We start from the raw sequence: 19,980 nt of genomic DNA, 5'->3' as shown, positions 1-19,980 counted from the left end.
GGTGCTTTAAACAGTATCCTTTATTCTTTCTAAGTCTTCCGCAAACTCGTTATCCTGCCCCTTTTATCTGAAGGACCACCAGATGGATTGGCAGGGCTGGTTTGCATTAAGCCTTACGGGTGTGGCGTTGTTATTGATGAGTGTCGGGCGGTTCGGCCCGCATCTCGTCATGCTGGGTGTACTCATTGTTCTCAGTGCCAGCGGCATTATCAGTGCCGACCAGGCCCTTGCCGGATTCAGTAACAGCGGATTGATCACGGTGGTTGCCATGTTTGTGGTGGCAGCAGGCATACACCATTCCGGTGGTGTGGATCTGGTTGTCCACCACCTCCTCAGGTCGCCCCGGACGGTTCGCTCGGCCCAGGCCCGGATCGCGTTCCCTGTCGCTTTGCTCAGTGGTTTCCTCAACAACACCCCGGTGGTGGCCACTATGATTCCGGCGGTCCACGCCTGGTCCCGCAAGATTGGCATATCACCCTCGAAACTGATGATCCCCCTGAGCTACTCCGCCATTTTGGGTGGCACCCTGACACTGATTGGCACCAGTACCAATCTGGTGGTCAACGGGCAGTACCAACAATTGACCGGAGAGGGCGGCTTCTCGATTTTTTCCATTACTGCTGTCGGGTTGCCGGTTGCAGTAATTGGCGTGGCTGTGATGCTTCTGGTGTTGCCAAGGGCACTCCCGGATCGTAAGGACCAGCAGAAGTTCGGTTCCATGCGCGAGTTCACCCTGGAGGTAGCGGTTGCCTTTGATGGGCCGTTGGTGGGCAAGAGTGTTGGAGAAGCCGGGCTGCGAGAACTGGAGAGGTTGTACCTTGTCGAGATCGAGAGGGATGGCAGCGTGGTGACGGCGGTGCCCTCGGAAGAGCGGCTGCGAGGAGGTGACCGATTGGTCTTCGCCGGCGACACCCAGGCGATTTCCGATCTGCTGCGGATCAACGGTATTGTCCCTTCGGTACACGATGATGAACCCAGCCTGAGTAAAGACCGGGCAGAACGCCGACTGGTAGAGGCGGCGTTGTCTCCGCAGTCGGAAGTGCTGGGTCTGACAATCCGGGATGCCCGATTCCGGGATCGCTACGGGGCGGTGGTATTGGCCGTCGCACGGGGTGGCGAGCGGGTATCCGGTAATCTGGGCAATATTCGGCTGAAAACCGGCGATGTTCTCCTGCTGGAAGCGCGTCCCGCCTTTGTCAGTCGTCAGCGATACGCCAAAGACTTCCTTCTGATTAATGATCTGGAAACAGAAACACCCCGTCATGACCGTGCCTACCTGTCGTGGGGCATTCTGCTGGTGCTCGTGGGCGCAGCCGCGTTTGGGGTGCTGAGCATGCTAAACGCGGCGCTGATGGGAGCGGCCCTGATGGTGCTTAGCGGTTGCTGTTCCGTAGGTCAGGCGCAGAAAGCGGTGGATGTGCCGGTGATGCTCACCATTGCGGCATCGTTTGCATTGGGGGCTGCGCTTCAGGAAACCGGAGCTGCGGGTTATGTTGCGACAGGCATCCTGGACGTAAGCAGTGGCCACCCGTTGCTGACCATCCTGCTGGTGTACTTCGCGGTGTCGGTGCTGACCGAGGTCATTACCAACAACGCGGCCGCTGTGCTGGTGCTGCCTATAGTGCTGTCGATGACAACGGCTCTGGGCATCGCGTCAGAGCCCTATGTGATTGCTGTGATGATGGCGGCATCCGCCAGTTTTGCCACGCCGTTGGGTTACCAGACCAATATGATGGTGTTTGGCCCGGGAGGATACCGGTTTATGGATTTCGTGAAAGTCGGCTTACCGATGAACCTGTTTATCGGGATGGTAACCGTCGGCGTGATCTCCCTGGTCTACGGGATCAGCCTTTCCTGAGGGTGGTTTCGGTGGGATTGGCGAGAATATCGCAGCAAAGGACCCTTAGCTCGCCTTTGTGATAGTAACCGAGGGACAGGGTGACGCACATGTAGGCGCCCGTGATGCAGAGGTAAGGCGTGGTTATATGAACCTGGCCGGGCTGGGCGATGGCCTGGCGTAGATACTGCTGGCGATACCAGTCGGCACTGGTGGTGCTCTCCAGCGGCCGGAATCGAGGGTCCAGGCTACGTGCCGTGGCGTCTGACACCATGGTGTCATCAATTTGTACGCCGTTGGCATCGACCAGATAACACCTCGACACTGCAGGGTGATTCAGCAGGAAACTGCAGGCCTCGTTCATCGGCATGCCTTGCGAGAGTTTTTCCACAGCACCCCGGAAGAAATCCTCGAAATAGGAAATCAGCTGTTGTGTCGGGTCTCTCGTTATCCGGTTTTTGATCTTATAGTCTCGCAGTAATCCGTCCAGATCCGTCACCTTGTGGGGAATGTCCGCCAGGGCAGTACTTGGCCTGCTGAAATAGAATCCCTGGACAAAATCAACACCAGCATCGATGGCGATCATTGCCTGATCGTGAGTCTCCACGCCTTCGAGGAGCACCAGGCAGCCGGATTGATGCAGCAGAGAGACGATACCGTTGAGTATTTGTCTGGCCTTGTGGTCGTCGGTGGCCCGAGTCAGAAGCTTGCGGTCCAGCTTCACAATATCCGGTGACAGGTTCCAGATGCGTTCGAAGTTGGAATGGCCGGCACCAAAATCATCGATAGCGGTCAGGCAGCCCAACTGTTGGTAGTAGGCGACGGTTTCACGCAGCCGTTCTGCATCGTCCGTTGGCTGTTCCACGATCTCCATCACGATGCGATGGGGAGGCAGGCCTGTTTTCTTCAGCAGTTCACCAAAAAAACTGTCGGCACGGTTGCCGGCCGATACCACACGGGGAGATACGTTCAGGAACAGCCAGTTCAACTGGTCCTGGAATCCGGAATAGTTGCTGATATGCAGGTATCGGCACAGGCGATCGAGCAACAGGTTCTCGGCATCAGAGCTCGGTAGTTCGAACAGGTGGAGAGGCAATACAGCAGCATTGTCAGGATCAAAGGCACGAATCAGTGCTTCGTAGCCGACAACGCGTTTGTGGGAAATACTGAAAATTGGCTGAAGCGCCGTTCGTAAAGTCAGGCCCTGGTAGTCGGCTGTCCATGATTCTCCCTCCCTGGTTAACATAGGCGACAGCACATCAACTTCCGGTGCGGTCATCTGCTCTGGGAGGGTTCGCGACATAGGCCTTTTCTGGTCCGGATAAACGAAAGCATCGGGAAAGCCCTGCAGCAGCCCGATCTGTTGATCCATGTCGCATTCCACTGATTATCGATGAGTAATGCAGTCAGAATGAACAGGATGGTTTAGCTAGACAGAAGAGTGCCAAAAACAGCGGGTTATTACCACTATTTCATGTAAAAACAGGCGACGCCAGGTGGCGATGCACAGGGTAGGCTGCAGGGGCGGTGTCCGGCAGCTCCGGGGGAGCTGCAGGAAATCAGTTGTTGCTGGGTACTGCGACGGATTCGTCGAATTCAAGTTCCATGTTTATTCCTCTCGTTCACTGAGTGACCCGAACCGGGTAAATAAAGTATGCAAAAAGTCTATCGCAGCCATTGTTTTCCACAATCCGTAAAACCCGTATCAGACCAAAGGTATAAGGGATCGTGCGTATGGGCTTCTTCATCAGAAATCCTGATCTTTGTATCCAAAACATTTTGATTGGTTTTGCACTGGGCTCTTCCTAAACTGGTGTGATCGATCTTGTCTGGTTTCAGGGAGCGGGGCGTTAAGCGTCATGCAGGTACGCAATTCGAGCAGTAACTTTGGTGTGGTATCCGTGGCCATTCACTGGCTGGTGGCCGTAGCTGTGTTTGGCCTCTTTGGGCTGGGTTTTTGGATGGTCGATCTCTCCTATTACGACGACTGGTATCGCACCGGCCCGGATATTCATAGAAGTGTCGGTATATTGCTGCTGTTGGTCATGCTGTTTCGTCTGGTGTGGCGGTTGTTCAATCCGCTGCCGCGTGCACTTCCGAGCCATAGCCGACTGGAAGTGTTGGCGGCTCATGGCGCACACTCTCTTCTCTATGTGCTGATTTTTGTAGCCATGGCCAGTGGGTATCTCATTTCGACGGCGGATGGGTCCTCGATCAGTGTGTTCAACTGGTTTGATGTACCTTCGGTGACCGGCCAGATTAAGGGGATGGAAGACACTGCCGGGCTTGTTCATTACTGGTCGACCTGGGCACTCGTTGTACTTGCCGGGGTACACGCCCTGGCAGCAATCAAGCATCACCTGATTGACCGGGACGACACCCTTCGGCGTATGTTGGGTTCAGGTCGCCGCCAATCGTAATTCAGACTATCGATTCAATCGTGCCTACGGGCTGTTTCAACAAGGAGATGAACATGAAAAAACTGCTGCTTGCATCTGCGGTTGCACTCACGGTGTCTGGCGGAGCCCAGGCGTCCGAGCATAGTGGAACCTATGCTTTTGATACCAAGGGTTCCCACCAGTTTATTACCTTCAAGATTTCCCATCTGGGCTATAGCTGGCTGTATGGCCGGTTCAACGATTTCGATGGTGAGTTTGTTTACGATGCGGAAAACCCGGCGAACAGCTCAGTTGAGGTTGCCGTGGACACATCCAGTGTTGACTCCAATCATGCGGAGCGTGACAAGCATCTTCGCTCCGAAGACTTCCTGTATGTCAGCGAGTTCCCGGAAGCCACCTTCAAGAGCAAAAAAGTGGTTGTAGACGATGACGGCGAGGCCGATATCGTCGGGGACCTGACCCTGCGTGGTGTGACGAAAGAGATCACCCTGGACGTGGAAATGCTCGGGCACGGTGACGATCCGTGGGGTGGCTATCGCATGGGGTTTGAAGCTGAAACCGAATTCAAGCTGACGGACTTCGGTATTCCGATGGATCTGGGCAAGGCGTCTGAAACCGTTGAGATGATTATTTCTGTGGAAGGCATTCGCCAGTAACGATTGCGTATAGGGCCACCTTTGGTGTTTAACCAGAGGTGGCGCGAATCTCTCTTCTCTCTATCTGAAGCTGCCCCTGCGTCGTGGTGAGCAGAAATACCTTCAAAGCGTATCCGGGGACTCCTGAGTCGATTGTCCGTTCCGACAGAGATGGCGCTGGCGCCAGAACTGAGCGAAGAATATAACCAGCCCGATGAGTAATCCTGCCCACAGATAGGGGCCTGCCAGTTGAAAAGTGCCGGTTATGGCAAACTCCACCAGGAGCATTAGGGTGAGAGCAAGAACAGCGTTCACCATGGCCGTGATCAGCGCCTGCCCGCAGGCTTTCAGGTTGGGTCTCATAGTTCTCCACTCGTGGATGTCGTGAAACTGATCATCGTTTACTGATGGCGAGCATACGGTGAGGGTTACACTCTCTCCATGCGGGAATTCCGCTATTGGAAATTTGATGGGGTGTTGGTGTATCTGTTCCCGCCTCCATATAATGTGCAGTCCCGGCCGTTGGCCGGAATAACCAGCGGAATTCATATCAGGCAATAATAAAGGGGCATCCATGCCAGAGTTTCAGACCACGGATGAAGGCTTTGAGCGGGTCTCACTGAGGGACTATACCGAAAAGGCCTACCTCGACTACTCCATGTACGTCATCCTGGACAGGGCGTTGCCCAATGTCGGAGACGGATTGAAGCCGGTGCAGCGGCGCATTATCTACGCCATGTCCGAGCTTGGTCTGAAATCTACCTCAAAATACAAGAAGTCCGCCCGTACGGTGGGCGATGTCCTGGGTAAATTTCACCCCCACGGCGACAGTGCGTGTTACGAAGCCATGGTATTGATGGCCCAGCCGTTTTCCTATCGTTACCCACTGGTTGATGGCCAGGGCAACTGGGGCGCGCCTGATGACCCTAAATCGTTCGCGGCCATGCGTTATACCGAATCCCGACTCGCGAAATTCGCGGATGTCCTTCTCAGTGAGCTCGGGCAAGGCACTGTGGACTGGGTGCCAAACTTTGATGGCACCATGGACGAGCCTTCGGTGTTGCCCGCGAGGCTGCCTCACGTACTTTTGAACGGCACCACCGGTATTGCCGTGGGTATGGCAACCGACATCCCGCCCCATAATGTCCGGGAGGTGGCAGCTGCCTGTGTGAGGCTGCTCGACCAGCCGGAGGCCACCACCGATGACCTGTGTGAGCATGTCCAGGGGCCGGACTTTCCCACGTACGCGGAGATTATTACGCCTCGCAAGGACATCCGTCAGATGTACGAGACCGGTCGGGGTTCGCTGAGAATGCGTGCGCGCTGGATCAATGAGAGCGGAGAAATCGTGGTGACGGATCTGCCTCATCAGGTTTCCGGGAACCGGGTGCTGGAGCAGATCGCCCAGCAGATGCAGACCAAGAAGTTGCCGATGGTCGCGGATCTGCGCGACGAATCCGACCACGAAAACCCGACCCGTCTGGTGATTGTTCCGCGCTCCAATCGTGTGGATCAGGAAGGGCTGATGGCCCACCTCTTTGCCAGCACTGATCTGGAAAAGACCTATCGGGTGAATATCAACGTCATCGGCAATGACGGCCGCCCGGGCGTGAAGGGCCTGCGCGAAATGCTGACGGAGTGGCTCAGCTTCCGTCGCACCACTGTCACCCGGCGCCTGCAACACAGGCTGGATAAGGTCCTGGCGCGCCTGCATATTCTTGAAGGCCTGTTGGTGGCCTATCTGAACATCGACGAAGTTATCGCGATTATCCGCTACGAAGATAAACCCAAGGCTGAATTGATGTCGCGCTTTGGACTGTCTGGGGAGCAGGCTGAAGCCATTCTTGAGTTGAAGTTGCGCCACCTGGCCAAGCTTGAGGAAATGAAGATCCGTGGCGAACAGGACGAGCTGTCGGCTGAGCGGGATGAGCTGCAGTCGATTCTCGGCTCCGAGGACCGCCTGCGCGAGCTGATCAAGGATGAATTGCTGGCGGATGCAGAAACCTATGGCGATGATCGTCGTTCACCGATTGTCGAACGCCGGGAAGCCAAGGCCTTCAGCGAAACCGAACTGGTTTCCAACGATCCGGTGACGGTTGTTCTGTCGGAGAAAGGTTGGGTGAGAGCGGCCAAGGGCCATGATATTGAGCCCGAGGGCCTTAGCTATAAAGCAGGCGATGCGTTTGCCATGGCCGCGAAGGGGCGTAACAATCAGCAGGCGGTATTCCTGGATTCCACCGGGCGCGCCTACTCCCTGGTTGCCCACACATTTCCGTCGGCACGGGGGCAGGGCGAGCCCCTGAGCGGCCGCATCAATCCACCGTCGGGTGCAACTTTCTCCGGACTGCTGATGGGCGACCCGGCGCGGAGGGTGTTGTTGGTCACCGATGGCGGCTACGGGTTTGTGACCTCGCTCGATGACATGATCAGCAAAAACCGCAACGGCAAGGCCGTGGTGTCGGTACCGAAAGGGGCGAAAATCATGTCACCCGTGGTGGTGCCCAACTCGGACAAGCCACTGTATCTTGGTGCCATTTCCAATGAAGGCCGGATGCTGGTGTTCCCGCTGAGCGAGCTGCCAGAGCTCGCAAAAGGCAAGGGCAACAAGATTATCAGCATTCCCTCGGCGCGGGTGCAGAACCGGGAAGAGTATGTGGTTGCTGTCGCCGTTTTCGCAGAGGACGATCAACTGGAGATTCGTGCCGGCAAGCGCAAGATGGGGCTTCAGTTCAGCGACCTGGAACACTACCTGGGTGAGCGTGGCCGCCGTGGCCACAAACTGCCTCGCGGACTTCAGAGAGTGGACGCCATAGATGTGATTCAGTCAGCCAGCAATGCTGCAGGCGTTTCCGATGCAGACACCGTTGCCAATGCAGAGGAGCAGCCTGACAGTGAGTGAGCTGGTTCTGATCAACGTTTCGGGGCGCGACAAGCCAGGCCTGACGTCGGAGATAACCGGCATCATGGGGCAGTACGATGTGCGTATTCTGGATATCGGCCAGGCGGTGATCCACGACCACCTGACCTGGGGTATCCTGATTGAGATTCCCGATGAGTCTAAATCCTCGCCGGTAATACGCGACCTGCTGTTCCGGCTGCATGCGCTGGATCTGCAAGTGCGGTTTGCGCCAATTACGATCGAGGAGTATCAGCAGTGGGCGGAGGGGCGTAACCGTGCCTGCTACATCGTCACGCTGCTGTCGCGGGATATCAAGGCCGAGCAGATTGCGCGGGTATCCGCCATTACCGCGCGCCATGGCCTGAACATCGATAACATCAGCCGGCTTTCTGCCCGGCCGTCGCTGAACTCCTCCGAAAACCGCATTGCCTGCGTGGAATTCTCTGTCCGTGGCACACCATCTGATCTGGAGCAGCTGCGTTCCGATTTCCTGCATATCGCCGGTGAGATGAACGTGGATATCGCTTTCCAGGAAGACTCCATCTTCCGCCGTAACCGACGTCTGGTGGTGTTCGATATGGATTCCACCCTGATCGACGCCGAAGTAATCGACGAATTGGCATTGGAAGCGGGCGTTGGCGCACAGGTGGCGGAGATTACCGAGCGAGCCATGCAGGGCGAACTGGATTTCGGGCAGAGCTTTGCGGAGCGCCTGGCGTTGCTCAAGGGGCTGGATGAATCAGTGCTCGAGGGCATCGCCGCCCGCCTGAACCTGACCGAAGGCGCGGAACACCTGATACTCAGCCTGAAATCCCTGGGCTATCGAACGGCGATACTGTCCGGTGGCTTCACCTATTTTGCCCGTCATCTGCAGAAAAAGCTCGGGATTGACTACGTCTACGCCAACGAGCTGGAAATTGAGAACGGCAAGGTGACGGGCAAGGTGTCGGGCCAGATTGTTGATGGCAAACGCAAGGCGGAATTGCTTCAGGAAATCGCTGAACGCGAGCATATTTCGCGGGAGCAGGTGATTGCGGTGGGTGACGGTGCCAATGATCTGCCCATGCTGAGCCAGGCAGGACTTGGAGTAGCCTTCCGGGCCAAGCCATTGGTCAAGGAGTCCGCGCGCCATTCGATTTCGACTCTGGGGCTGGATGCAATCCTGTACCTGATTGGGTTCAGGGAAAGCGACAGTCTGCAGGCCCGGGAAAGGTAGTGTGGTGCACGGCATGGGCCGACCATGCCGTGCGATTCTTCAGTGGTCGCCGAAGTCGTAGTTCATTTCCGGAACCGGTGCCTGCAGGTAATAACCCTGGATGTAGTTCACACCGGCCTGCCACAGGGTTGCCAGCACACCTGCGTTTTCTACCAGAGGTACGATGGTCAGCTTGCCGGCACTCTGCAGGCTCTTGACCATTTCCTTGACCTCTTCCTTGGCGTCGTCTTTTTTCTGCAGCTCTTCGGTGAACGAACCGTCGATCTTCACGTAGTCCACGTCGATATGCTTCAGCGTATTGAACGGATTCAGGGCGCACCCGAACTGGCAGATCGAGACCTTGCAATGCAGTTCGTGAACCGCTTTGGCAAAATCCTTGGCCTGTTTCATGTAGTTGTTGGCATCACCTTCACGGATCTGGAAGATCAGTGAGTCGCCCGGCAGGCGAGCCGCCTTCAGAGCGACACTCAGCCAGGGGGTAAAGGTTTTGTCTTCCAGTGTCTCTGCCGTTATGTTCAGGAACAGGCGGGTATCGTGCCCGCGTGATCGATGGCTGGAAAGCTGCTTGATGGTTTGCAGGATCACCCAGCGGTCAATCTTGATGGCCATCTCAGAGGGGCCGACGGGCGGCAGGAAGTCGTACGGTGAGACTTCCTCGTTGTCCTTGTTCAGCATCCTGACGAAGGCCTCGTAGTGTTCTTCACCCTCGCCGCGTAGATTGATAATGGGCTGGAAAAGCAGCTTGAAGCGGTTGTCATCCAGGGCTTTCTGGATGGCATCGACCGAGTTGCTTTCATCCATGGCCTCGTAATCCGCCGGGTTGTACACCAGAACGCCGTTGCCCTGTTCATGGCCCGGCTTTTTCTTCAGTTCCGATGAGGCGGTGTGGGCCCGGCCCATCAGGTCCGGTGCCTTGGGTGCGTTTTCCGTAATCGCGGCAACGCCGATGCTGAGGGTCAGTTGTACCGTGCGACCGTTGATATCGAACAGATGGTCTTCGACCTTCTTGCAAATGGCTTCACATCGCTCCGCCATAACCTTCTCTTCGCACGGCTGGCAAAGCAGGCAGAAGGCGTCGTCGCTGAGGCGGGCGAGGACCATATCCTCCGGCGCCTGCTCCTTCAGCAGGGTGGCCAGGTCGCCAAGCATCAGGTCGGCGCCGGCAATGCCCACCTGACCTTTCAGGGCCATGAAATTGTCCAGGGCGATGTAGGCCAGAGCACCAGTCTTGTTGTCCTTGCCGGCCGTCGCAATCGTTTGGCCAAGGGCATCCATCAGGTATTGACGGTTGAACAGGCCGGTTAGCAGGTCCTGGCTGCTGATCTGACGAATCTTCTCTTCCAGCTCCGCGTCACTGTGCTCTGGCTGAATCACAATCTGGGTGCAGGTTTCGCCATCGTACGTCGCAGCGGAGACCGACATGGTGACGCTGAGTTCCTGGTCGTCACTGCGGCGGGCGACGCAGTTCATGGTCATGCCATCCTCGCCACTATCAGCGAAGGATTTCATGAATTCCTTGTACTTTTCCTGGCTTTCCGGCGTCAGGGTGTCGAGCACCGGGATGCAGATCAGGTCGTCGATGTCGTCGTAGCCCAGGAACTCCATGTACGATTGGTTGGCGTAGATGTGCATACCATCGTTAATGTAGGCAATGGCATCTTTGGAACTTTCCAGCAGTAGCTGGCAGCGCTGTTCAGCTTCCCGGAGGTGGGATTCGAGAATCCTGCGCCGCCGGCGATCCTCCAGGGCGCCCAGTTCCCGGTTAACCACCAGCACCAGCTGATCCGTATTCTCGAACGGAACCGTGTCCTGTCCACCGGCTTTCATAACGGAGACTGTGCGCTCGCGATTGAACTCGCGGGTCAGGAGAATGAACGGGATGTCCTTGTCCATGCGCCGAATCATCGCCAGGGCGCCATCCGCGCCGAACTCCTGTTCAACATCGTCGCGAGCCAACAGCAGGTCCCAGTTGCCCGTTTTCAGGGTTTCTTCAAGGTCTTCCTCGGACGTGATGCGATGGGCTCGCGTGGCTTTGCCCGAGTTTCGGAGCAGGCTGACCAGGGTCTCGGCGTCGTTCTGAGACGGATCAAGGATGAGCAGGTGTACGGTTGCGTTCTTTTTCTGCATTTCGTCAGATGTCTCGTGATACACGTTGGCTGTGCCGACACCTATTGTATAACTCAGAGCACGGGGCCGGCTTTCACTAACGCTGAATGATGCAGGGGTTACCGGTTAATAACAACCCTTCGGGCGGGTTCATAAGCGTCCGGTCACAGTAACGGTGCACTATAGCGAGGGCCATAGCGAGTCGAACTCGTCTTCACTGGTGCCGGCCTCCGGCGGATTACCGCCGGCCGTCGTTACACCCGCGTTCTGAAGCTTGAGTTCAAACTGACTGACGCTGCCGGTTGCTGAAATCTTGCGGGACAGGGTGCCCTGATCTTCCCGACCGTCATGAAGCAATGAAATCCGGCTGCCGGACTGGAACGGAAGTCGCGGTGTGATGAGTGTCGCGGCCTGGTTGACCACGCTGATTTCCGGTAGCAGGAGGCCCCGCAGGTACTCGCTGCTGTTGCCAATTTTCTGGATCAGTCTCACGCCGCATGGCGCCGCACTGGGGGCCAACAGCTCAATGCCAACCTGGGTGCCCTGGTTGCGAACCTGTCTTATCCAGCGCACAACCGCCACGCTCCAGGGGTGGCTTGATTGCTCACGGACGCCGAGGATCTCACCCGCCTGAAGGGAGGAGGGCACGTTGGTCTCCCATGCGGCGCAGTATCCGCCGGGGCTGGTGTTCACCAGAAGCGCGTGGTGACGCTTGGGTTTTCTTCGATCACTTTCACTGTCTGGTGTGGCGCCAATACTGTTGCGGAAGTTGATTGGCGTATCCGCCGACTGCAGCGGCTCGTCGTTGGGCCCGGCGTCATGAGCGCCGGCCCAGGCGTCCTGTTTCTGGCGGGACGAGCGCAGGAACATGTTGTCGCCGCCAGTTTTGTCGTCGTTACCGCTGACAAACTCGTTGAACGTTTTTGCACCGGCCACGTAGTAATGGGTTGCTGTCAGGCCTACGCATATTTCAAGCGTGCCCTGGCTGGCAATGCGATTGAAGTTGCGCTTGGCAAGGATGCCCAGCGCCTGGCTCAGGTGAGTCAGCAGCGTATCGCCAATGCGGGAGGGAAGCTCAAGTTCGCTGGCCCCGCCATCCCGTTTGTTGCGGGCGTGCAGGGCGTCCGTGATTTGTTCTGATAAGTCTCGGGTGTCGAAGTTGTAGCAGTCGTTGCCTGGCTTTTGTTCCAGCAGGCTGCGGTAGACCGGTGAGGTGTCTCGCTCCATGTTTACCACGAACAGACTGTCGTTGTCGGTTTCCGGTCCGCAGGAAACCAGGTGGGTCCAGTTTTCAAACAGCTCGTAAACTTGTGCCAGTTCGCCTTGCCGGAGTTGGTTGGGGCGGGCGCAGCCTAGCAGCAGAATGCGTTTGTAGCTGTCTTCCACGGAGCTTCCGCGGCGATGGGTTAGTGTATCGTCGTCGACGGATAGCCCGTGGATTTTGTTGCGATGGGCGAATCGGAAAAGTCGATGACATTCCAGCCAACTTTGAGCAGGGCTGGGGCAGTAGAGTTGATGGGCACGCACGATGGTGGCCGCCAGTTCCGAGATGGCGCGGTGAACGGCCGTCGAGACTGCTTTACGATTCTTGTCCAGGCCACCGTTGTCCAGGAACTCAAGTACGCACAGTTTGTAACCGCTGGCGGCATGGAGCTGGAGGGCTTGGGACAGGTTGGCAATCTTTCGCTGTTTTTCCGGTAGCGCGACCGCCAGGCCAAGGTAGTGCCGGGACAGTTCTGAACAGACGAAATGTATTTTCGGGCGAATCAGCTCCAGCAGTTGCAGCCGTTGCTGTGGCGCGATGAACAGATGGTTGAGTTCAATGATGGCGTGATAGAGCTGCCGGGAAGCCTCACCAATATTCGCCATTGGTAACTGGTTCACCCAGTCCCTGAAGGCTTTGGGGGAAGTCTGGCAAAAAGAGAGACTTGCCGTCTTCTGTTCAGGAACGCGGAGATCGGGCTTCAGAATCATGCCTTCCATGCTTTCACGCCATTTGTCTGGACCACGGTAGGTACTCCGGGTTGTACCACTAACTGCAAGCGTATCTTGGTGACGCCTGCGTGTTTTAATCGGAAAACGCCGCGAATATCGGTTTTTATTGTTATCGCTTTCTGCACTGTAAAATAGCAAACGCACAACAAAAAGCGAGAAAAGCACGAGTTGACAATGTTTAACAAGTAAATTTGGGCCAACATTGCCAAACGGGTCACGCAAACAGGTCCAATGGTGTTTTTCCGGACTGGCCGGGAATCTCCCTGACAAGCCTGGGTACCAAAAAACCTGGTAGTAATGTAATCAGCTGCCGTACCAGGTCCCTGGCCTTGTTGTCACTGACTTCGAAGTGGTGAGCGCCGGCGACTGGATCGAAGGCATGGAGGTAATAAGGCAGTACGCCACACTCGAACAGTCGCTCGCTGAGTTCCGCCAGCACTCTGGCGTTGTCATTCACTCCTTTCAATACCACGCTTTGGTTCAGCAATGTGATGCCTGCGGCTTTCAGGCGTTCGAGGGCCCGTTGCGTGTCGGCATCCAGTTCGGCGGGATGATTGACGTGAATAACGACGACAGCCTGCAGGCGGGAGCCAGAGAGCCATTTGATCAGAGAATCAGTCACTCTTTGGGGTATGACAACGGGCAGTCGGGTATGGACTCTCAGCCTGCGGATGTGTGGGATGGCTGCCAATGCCTCGGCCCAGGCCGACAGCAGCCGATCGTTAGCCACCAGCGGATCACCCCCGCTGAAAATCACTTCGTTTAAGCGAGTGTCCTCGGAAAGTGTCTTGATGGCCTGTGTCCGGTCCTCCGGAGACAGTCGATGGTCCTCGTAGGGAAAGTGGCGGCGGAAGCAGTATCGACAGTTGATAGCGCATTGCCCGGTCACCATCAACAGGGCGCGGCTATCGTACTTGCGAATCAACCCGGTCGCTGGCATGGAGCCAGCTTCCTGAAGTGGGTCGGAGACGAATCCGGGATGGGTGACTGCTTCGGATGATAAAGGCAGCACCTGACGTAGCAGGGGATCGTCGGGATCGCCCCTTTTAATTCGACTCAGATAGGGTTCGGGCACCCTTATGGGGAACAATCGGTGGCCTTCATCGGCGCCGTGGAACCAAGTCGCCGAGTCGAGGTTGAGCCGGCGCAGCAGGGCTTCTGGTGTCGTGACGGACTCTGAGAGCAGTTGCTGCCAACTGTGATCAGCGTGATCGACGGGGCGGGCTTCTATACGGGTGGCGGTTCGCTGTATCATAGCCAGCTTCGAATTTCCAAAAGCATCGTTTCAGGTGATAATTTCATGGCTTCATATTCTACCAACGAATTCCGTGGCGGTCTTAAGGTTTTGCTGGATGGCGACCCCTGCATCATTCTCGAGAACGAATTCGTAAAGCCCGGTAAAGGGCAGGCATTCAACCGGGTAAAACTGCGTAACCTGATGACCAACCGTCAATGGGAGCGCACTTTCAAGTCTGGAGAGAGCCTGGAAGCTGCTGACGTGATCGATCAGGAAATGGAGTACCTGTACACCGATGGCGAATTCTGGCACTTCATGAAAACCGATGGGTCTTTCGAGCAATTCCCGGCGGATGCCAAGGCGGTTGGTGATGCCCTTAAATGGCTGAAAGAGCAGGATGTCTACACGGTGACGCTCTATAACGGCGCGCCCCTGACCGTCTCCCCGCCCAACTTTGTCGAGTTGGAAGTGGTGGACACGGATCCGGGTATGAAAGGCGACACCGCCCAGGGTGGCACCAAGCCGGCGACCCTTTCCACAGGTGCCGTTGTCAACGTGCCGCTGTTTATTACCATTGGTGAAGTGCTGAAGGTGGACACCCGGTCCGGTGAATACGTCAATCGGGTTAAAAACAGCTGATTGGAGCCCCCTGTGATTGACTCCCTTCAGTGGCGGCCTTCGACTTCACAGGCAGTCCTTAAAAGCCGCGCACAACAGCTTGCCTGGGTGCGCGGTTTTTTTGCGCAACGTAATGTAATGGAAGTTGAGACGCCCGTGCTTGGCCGGCACGGTGTGACTGATATCAATATCGACAGTGTCTCCGCGAACCCCGCCTCGATCGGAGCCCATCCAGCGGGCGGGTGGTTACAGACGTCGCCGGAATATCACATGAAACGGATGCTGGCAGCTGGCTCCGGCCCGATTTATCAGATCGCCCGGGTGTTTCGCGACGGTGAGTTCGGGCGACGCCACAATCCTGAGTTCTCCCTGCTTGAATGGTACCGGCCCGGGTTTACGGACGTCGATCTGATGGAAGAGGTGTCCGAGTTGGTATGTGGCTGGCTGGGTTGTGAACCGCCACGCACCATGGATTATCGTGACGCGTTTCTCCGGTTCGCGGGTATTGATCCGTTTTTGGCGGGCAAGGATGAGTTGTCAGAGCGTTGCGAACAGTGGATGGAGTCGTCCCAGTTGGATGGGTTCTCTCGCGACGATTATCTGGATCTGCTGATGAGCTATCAGGTGGAGCCAGCACTGGCGGACGTAGGGCCGGTATTTGTGACCGGATATCCGGAGTCCCAGGCAGCACTGGCCCGTGTGTCGGAACAGTCCGGGGTGCGTCAGGCCCATCGTTTCGAGCTCTACGTGGGCGGTGTGGAACTGTGCAACGGCTACTGGGAACTGACCGATCCTGACGAGCAGAGGCGTCGGTTTGAGGCGGACAACCAGGCTCGTCGCAGAGTGGGAAAGCTCGAGATGCCGATCGATCAAGCGTTCATGGCTGCGCTGGATTCGGGAGTGCCCGATTGTTCCGGAGTGGCGTTAGGCCTTGACCGCCTGTTGATGCTGAAGTTAGGGCTTGATGAGTTGGCCGGCGTTATTGCGTTTCCGGCTGACCGGTGTTGATGTCGCCGAAAGCTTCACCCATGCGCACCGTACCGCCCGCTACCTGACTTGCGTTCCAATTCACGGCGCCCTTGGGCATAACCATGATCACTGTTGAGCCCAGGCGGAACCGTCCCATTTCCTCGCCTTTTTCAAACTGGATGGGCGTTTTGAGGCTGTCATAGCGGCTCTCGGACACCTCACCTCCGCCGGGGGCGACGACGCCAGCCCAGGTCGTCTCGACACTGCCTACGATCATCGCGCCGACCAGCACCAGGGCCATTGGGCCTGCGGGGGTATCAAATATACAGGCGACCCGCTCGTTCCGTGCGAACAGGTTGGGCACGTTCTCAGCGGTGGTTGGGTTAACGGAAAACAGCTTGCCGGGAACGTACACCATTTCCCGGAGCGTGCCCGCCAGCGGCATATGAATGCGGTGATAGTCCTTGGGGGAGAGGTAGATGGTGGCAAATTCGCCATCGGCAAAGCTTGCCGCCCTGGCCTCATCGCCCCCGAGCAGTTCGTTGAGGCTGAAGGACTGGCCCTTGGCCTGAAAAATCCGATCATTGCTGACTTGACCCAGTTGGCTGATGGCGCCGTCAACGGGGCTGACAAGGGCGCTTTCGCGTTCATCCACGGGCCGCAGGCCGGGTTTCAGGGCGCGGGTGAAAAAGGCGTTGAAGCTTGGATAGGCCGCCGGCTCCGGTTCCAGCGCTTCGTTCATATTGACGCCATAGCGGCCGATGAACCACTTCACCACACGATCCTTGAGTCCAGGCATGCTTTCATTGTCCGCAAGTCGGCCCGCAAGGCGTGAAACCAAAAGTTGCGGCGTTATGTACTGGCTCATTACAAACAGCTTGTCGAACATTGGATAGTGGTCCTTGGCGCTCAGAGGCGCGAAGTTTAACAAATCGCGGGGTATGTATAGAAATTGTTTCATATCTTCGCGGTTCGGTCCGCTGCTTGCTATTATCTGTGCAGGCCGGCCAGGTGGCTCCGCTTCAGGCGCCTAGCCTGACAGAAATCACAGAAGGTGTGTTCTCAATCCATGCTACTCATAATTGGTGCAGTCATTGTCATTGCCAGCGTCCTCGGGGGCTATGTTCTCCATGGTGGTAATCTTCTGGTGTTATGGCAGCCCACGGAAATACTCATTATCGGCGGCGCCGCGGTGGGATCATTCATCATTGCCAATCCCCTGCACACCATCAAGGAAGTGGCGAAGGGCGTCCTCAACCAATTGACGGGGTCTCCCTACAACAAGTCCTTTTACATGGATTTGCTCAGCCTGATGTACGAGATTTTCGACAAGTCCAGAAAGCAGGGTGTGATGGCCATCGAGGAAGACATCGATAATCCGGAGTCAAGTCAGATCTTCAGCCGTTATCCCGCCATTATCAAGTCGAAGTACCTGCTGGCCTTCATCACCGACTACCTCAGAATTATCAGCTCTGGAAATATGGCAACCCACGAGCTAGAAGGCATGATGGAAAATGAGATCGAGAGTCGTCAGCACGAACTTGAAGAGCCTGCTCACGCTGTTAACAAGATAGCGGACGCCCTGCCGGGCCTGGGTATCGTTGCGGCGGTGCTCGGTATTGTTATCACCATGAACTTCCTGAGTGAGGGGCCTGAAAGAATTGGTCTCAGCGTGGCGGCGGCCCTGGTGGGAACGTTCCTCGGTATATGGATGGGGTATGGTTTCGTTGGCCCCACCTCCATTGCCATGGAACACACCGCCAAGTACGAGATCAAGGCCTACGAGTGCGCCAAATCCGCGATCGTTGCCACCGTGTCGGGCCAGGCGCCGCAGATGGCTATCGAATTCGGTCGCAAGGCTCTGCCGTCTGACAAGCGGCCAGGGTTCCAGGAACTCAACGATCACGTGCGTTCAAAATAGGCTGAGCAAGAGCCGTCAGGAGCAGTTTCTTGGAAGAACAGCCAATTATTGTAAAGAGAAAAAAGAAGGTTGCGGCTGGGCACCACGGCGGGTCCTGGAAAGTGGCTTTCGCCGACTTTGCGACCGCCATGATGGCGTTTTTTCTCGTGCTCTGGCTGACGGCGACGGCGTCTCCTGAACAGATTCGCGCTGTGGAAGGGTACTTCAAAGACCCGGTCGGGTTTACTGAGGGTGGGTCTCCCAACCCGGTGGATCTGGAGGGCAGCGCTTCGGTAATCAACGAAAGCAGTGAAGACATTGAGCGCAGTGATATCCAGATCGAGGATCAGGTCGTTGAGGAGTTGGCGCAGACTCTGGAACAGCAGCAGATGGAAGAGTTGTTCCAGGATCTCAAGGAGAGAATCGAGCAGAACGAAACCCTTCAGGAATTCAAAGACCAGTTGCTGATTGATATTACCAGTGAAGGGTTACGTATCCAGATTGTGGACCGCTCTCAACGCCCGATGTTCGACAGTGGCCGGGCCGAACTCAAGTATTATTCCCAAGACATTCTGTTTGAGCTTGCCAAGACGCTCGGTACCGTCAACAACAAGCTGAGTATTACCGGCCATACTGATTCCACACCGTTTAGCGGTCGCCCCGGCTATACCAACTGGGAGTTGTCGGCGGATAGGGCCAATACGGCTCGCAGGGCTCTGGTCGCCGGAGGTGTGAGGCAGAATCAGATCGGTCGTGTGGTCGGATTGAGCGATTCGGTGCTGTTTGACCAGGATGACCCGCAGGCGCCGGTCAATCGCCGTATCTCAATCATTGTTATGAACAAGAAAACCGCACAAGGCATACAAAGCAACGCCGGCCGGTCGGATGTGCCCCTTATCGACCTGACTGCGCCTTCCGAAGAAGAGCAGCAGGAAGCGATGAAACGGCTGGAGGAAGGTAGTTGGGCGAAAGAAAAAGAGGAACCCAAGCCCGGGGAGTTGAATTGGTAAGCCGGTTCAGTCGGCTTTCAGTCCCCGTGACTGCTGTTCTGCCATGTCCTGCAAAATCCGGTTGAAGCTTTTTAGTCGCTCCGTGCTGATTCGGCCATCCTCGGCAGCCTGCGCAATGGCGCAGCCGGGGTCCCCCATATGGCTACAGTTGCGGAACTTGCAGTGACCGATCAGGTCGCGTATCTCACGGAAGCCGTATTCGATCTCTTGTGGAGTCATGTGCCACAGCCCGAACTCCCGGATACCGGGTGAATCGATGAGATCACCTCCGCAGTTGAGGTGGAAAAGCTTGGCGGTCGTGGTGGTGTGAACCCCTTTTCCTGTGCTTTCCGAGACTGCGCCTACCCGGATTGACGCTTCCGGCAATAACGTCTGGATGATGGACGACTTGCCAACTCCCGATTGACCTACGAATACGCTGGTCTGTCCTTTTACCAGGTCTTCCACCCTGACCGCCTGCTCGCCTTCGAGGGTTTTGGCGGAGGTGCGTTCTATTCGATATCCGAGCTTTTCGTAACGAGCCAGCAGACGGTCGATCGCGTCGCGATTCTGGTCGGTTACCAGATCGGTCTTGTTAAGCAGGATGATGACCGGAATATCCGTGCTCTCTGCCGCCACCAGGTAGCGGTCAATCAGGTTGTCATGGGGCTCGGGCTCGGGCGCGATCACGAGGATGATGTAATCGATATTGGCGGCGACGGGTTTGAGTGCGCCGAAATTGTCGGGCCGCTGTAGCAGGGTGTGGCGGTCGCATCGCGCCACGATGACGCCGGTATTGTCGCTGCCTGGGCGCCAGATCACCTTGTCGCCCGTGACCAGGCTGTCGATGTTCGCTCTCACGAAGCAGCGCAGCACCTTGCCAGTGTCTTCCCCCTCCAGGGCTTCCACGTCGAGTTGTTGGCCGTAGTGAGCGATAACAAGTCCCTGTTGCTCCGGGCCGAGATCGCCAGCATCCAGCTTTTCACTGATGGATTCTTCTTTCTTCGCCGCCCGTGCAGCCCGTTCCTGCTGAATTTTTTTGATGCGCCACTGCTGTTGCTTGTTGAGTCGACGTTTTGCCATATCGTGGGTCGGTTAATTCCTGCTGGGAAATGGTGATTGCTGTAACATCATACGTGATTCATCCACAATAGGCAGACTATGTGCAGCAACGGCCGGG

16 protein-coding genes are annotated in these 19,980 nt (G+C 56.5%); 9 read left to right on the top strand and 7 right to left on the bottom strand.

The features are described 5' to 3' along the window. Nucleotides 1–82 precede the first annotated feature (82 nt). Nucleotides 83–1,858 carry an SLC13 family permease gene (locus MDG893_RS16940; protein ID WP_007155047.1) on the top strand — a complete coding sequence of 592 codons (1,776 nt, stop codon included), beginning with the start codon at nt 83–85 and terminating at the stop codon, nt 1,856–1,858. Here the strand turns inward: MDG893_RS16940 and MDG893_RS16935 are convergent. Beyond that, nucleotides 1,845–3,209, bottom strand: a complete 1,365-nt coding sequence (locus MDG893_RS16935) for an EAL domain-containing protein (RefSeq protein WP_007155046.1) — start codon at nt 3,207–3,209, stop codon at nt 1,845–1,847. The two genes, MDG893_RS16940 and MDG893_RS16935, sit on opposite strands and share 14 nt — an antisense overlap. Before the next feature lie 487 nt (nt 3,210–3,696). Between MDG893_RS16935 and MDG893_RS16930 the strand changes: the two genes are divergently transcribed. Both MDG893_RS16930 and MDG893_RS16925 read left to right on the top strand, forming a co-directional pair. Then, nucleotides 3,697–4,257: a cytochrome b gene (locus tag MDG893_RS16930; protein ID WP_007155045.1), complete on the top strand. Its 561-nt coding sequence runs from the start codon at nt 3,697–3,699 to the stop codon at nt 4,255–4,257. A gap of 53 nt (nt 4,258–4,310) precedes the next feature. Then, entirely contained in the window at nt 4,311–4,892 is a 582-nt protein-coding gene (locus tag MDG893_RS16925) for a YceI family protein (RefSeq protein WP_007155044.1), read from the top strand. Between the two features lie 102 nt (nt 4,893–4,994). Here MDG893_RS16925 and MDG893_RS16920 read toward each other — a convergent pair whose 3' ends face one another. After that, entirely contained in the window at nt 4,995–5,234 is a 240-nt protein-coding gene (locus MDG893_RS16920) for a hypothetical protein (protein ID WP_040474724.1), read from the bottom strand. A 211-nt stretch (nt 5,235–5,445) separates the two neighbouring features. On the opposite strand from MDG893_RS16920, the gene parC reads away from it, so the two are divergent. Then, a complete protein-coding gene (gene parC, locus MDG893_RS16915) occupies nt 5,446–7,770 on the top strand; it encodes a DNA topoisomerase IV subunit A (RefSeq protein ID WP_007155042.1) in 2,325 nt (774 codons plus the stop codon). Then, the gene (gene serB, locus MDG893_RS16910) at nt 7,763–8,986 is read left to right on the top strand and encodes a phosphoserine phosphatase SerB (RefSeq protein ID WP_007155041.1); all 1,224 of its coding nucleotides are present in this window, start codon (nt 7,763–7,765) and stop codon (nt 8,984–8,986) included. The genes parC and serB overlap by 8 nt, the downstream gene beginning before the upstream one ends. A gap of 39 nt (nt 8,987–9,025) precedes the next feature. Here serB and MDG893_RS16905 read toward each other — a convergent pair whose 3' ends face one another. The 3 genes from MDG893_RS16905 to epmB all read right to left on the bottom strand — a co-directional run bounded on the left by MDG893_RS16905 (nt 9,026) and on the right by epmB (nt 14,342). Further along, nucleotides 9,026–11,113, bottom strand: coding sequence for an EAL domain-containing response regulator (locus tag MDG893_RS16905; RefSeq protein WP_007155040.1), 2,088 nt, complete (start codon nt 11,111–11,113; stop codon nt 9,026–9,028). 159 nt (nt 11,114–11,272) lie between these two features. Further along, nucleotides 11,273–13,075 carry a hypothetical protein gene (locus MDG893_RS16900; RefSeq protein ID WP_007155039.1) on the bottom strand — a complete coding sequence of 601 codons (1,803 nt, stop codon included), beginning with the start codon at nt 13,073–13,075 and terminating at the stop codon, nt 11,273–11,275. 226 nt (nt 13,076–13,301) lie between these two features. Continuing rightward, nucleotides 13,302–14,342 (bottom strand): EF-P beta-lysylation protein EpmB, encoded by a 1,041-nt coding sequence (epmB, locus tag MDG893_RS16895; protein WP_040474723.1) that lies wholly within the window; start codon nt 14,340–14,342, stop codon nt 13,302–13,304. 45 nt (nt 14,343–14,387) lie between these two features. On the opposite strand from epmB, the gene efp reads away from it, so the two are divergent. Next, entirely contained in the window at nt 14,388–14,963 is a 576-nt protein-coding gene (gene efp, locus MDG893_RS16890) for an elongation factor P (protein WP_007155037.1), read from the top strand. Between the two features lie 12 nt (nt 14,964–14,975). Then, a complete protein-coding gene (gene epmA / locus MDG893_RS16885; RefSeq protein ID WP_040474722.1) occupies nt 14,976–15,950 on the top strand; it encodes an EF-P lysine aminoacylase EpmA in 975 nt (324 codons plus the stop codon). Here epmA and asd read toward each other — a convergent pair. Continuing rightward, complete coding sequence (gene asd / locus MDG893_RS16880) at nt 15,922–16,800, bottom strand: archaetidylserine decarboxylase (RefSeq protein ID WP_007155034.1); 879 nt, start codon at nt 16,798–16,800, stop codon at nt 15,922–15,924. The genes epmA and asd overlap by 29 nt on opposite strands. A 180-nt stretch (nt 16,801–16,980) precedes the next feature. Here asd and motA point away from each other — a divergent pair, with 180 nt between their 5' ends. Next, nucleotides 16,981–17,832 carry a flagellar motor stator protein MotA gene (gene motA, locus MDG893_RS16875; protein ID WP_007155033.1) on the top strand — a complete coding sequence of 284 codons (852 nt, stop codon included), beginning with the start codon at nt 16,981–16,983 and terminating at the stop codon, nt 17,830–17,832. A gap of 29 nt (nt 17,833–17,861) precedes the next feature. Then, nucleotides 17,862–18,821, top strand: coding sequence for a flagellar motor protein MotB (motB, locus tag MDG893_RS16870; protein ID WP_007155032.1), 960 nt, complete (start codon nt 17,862–17,864; stop codon nt 18,819–18,821). Nucleotides 18,822–18,827: 6 nt separating this feature from the next. On the opposite strand, the gene rsgA is transcribed toward motB, so the two are convergent. After that, entirely contained in the window at nt 18,828–19,883 is a 1,056-nt protein-coding gene (rsgA, locus tag MDG893_RS16865; protein WP_007155031.1) for a small ribosomal subunit biogenesis GTPase RsgA, read from the bottom strand. Nucleotides 19,884–19,980: the final 97 nt, after the last annotated feature.

Origin of the sequence: Marinobacter algicola DG893, assembly GCF_000170835.1 — a bacterium.
GTDB lineage: Bacteria > Pseudomonadota > Gammaproteobacteria > Pseudomonadales > Oleiphilaceae > Marinobacter > Marinobacter algicola.
This window is presented reverse-complemented; position numbering and strand designations above follow the sequence as displayed.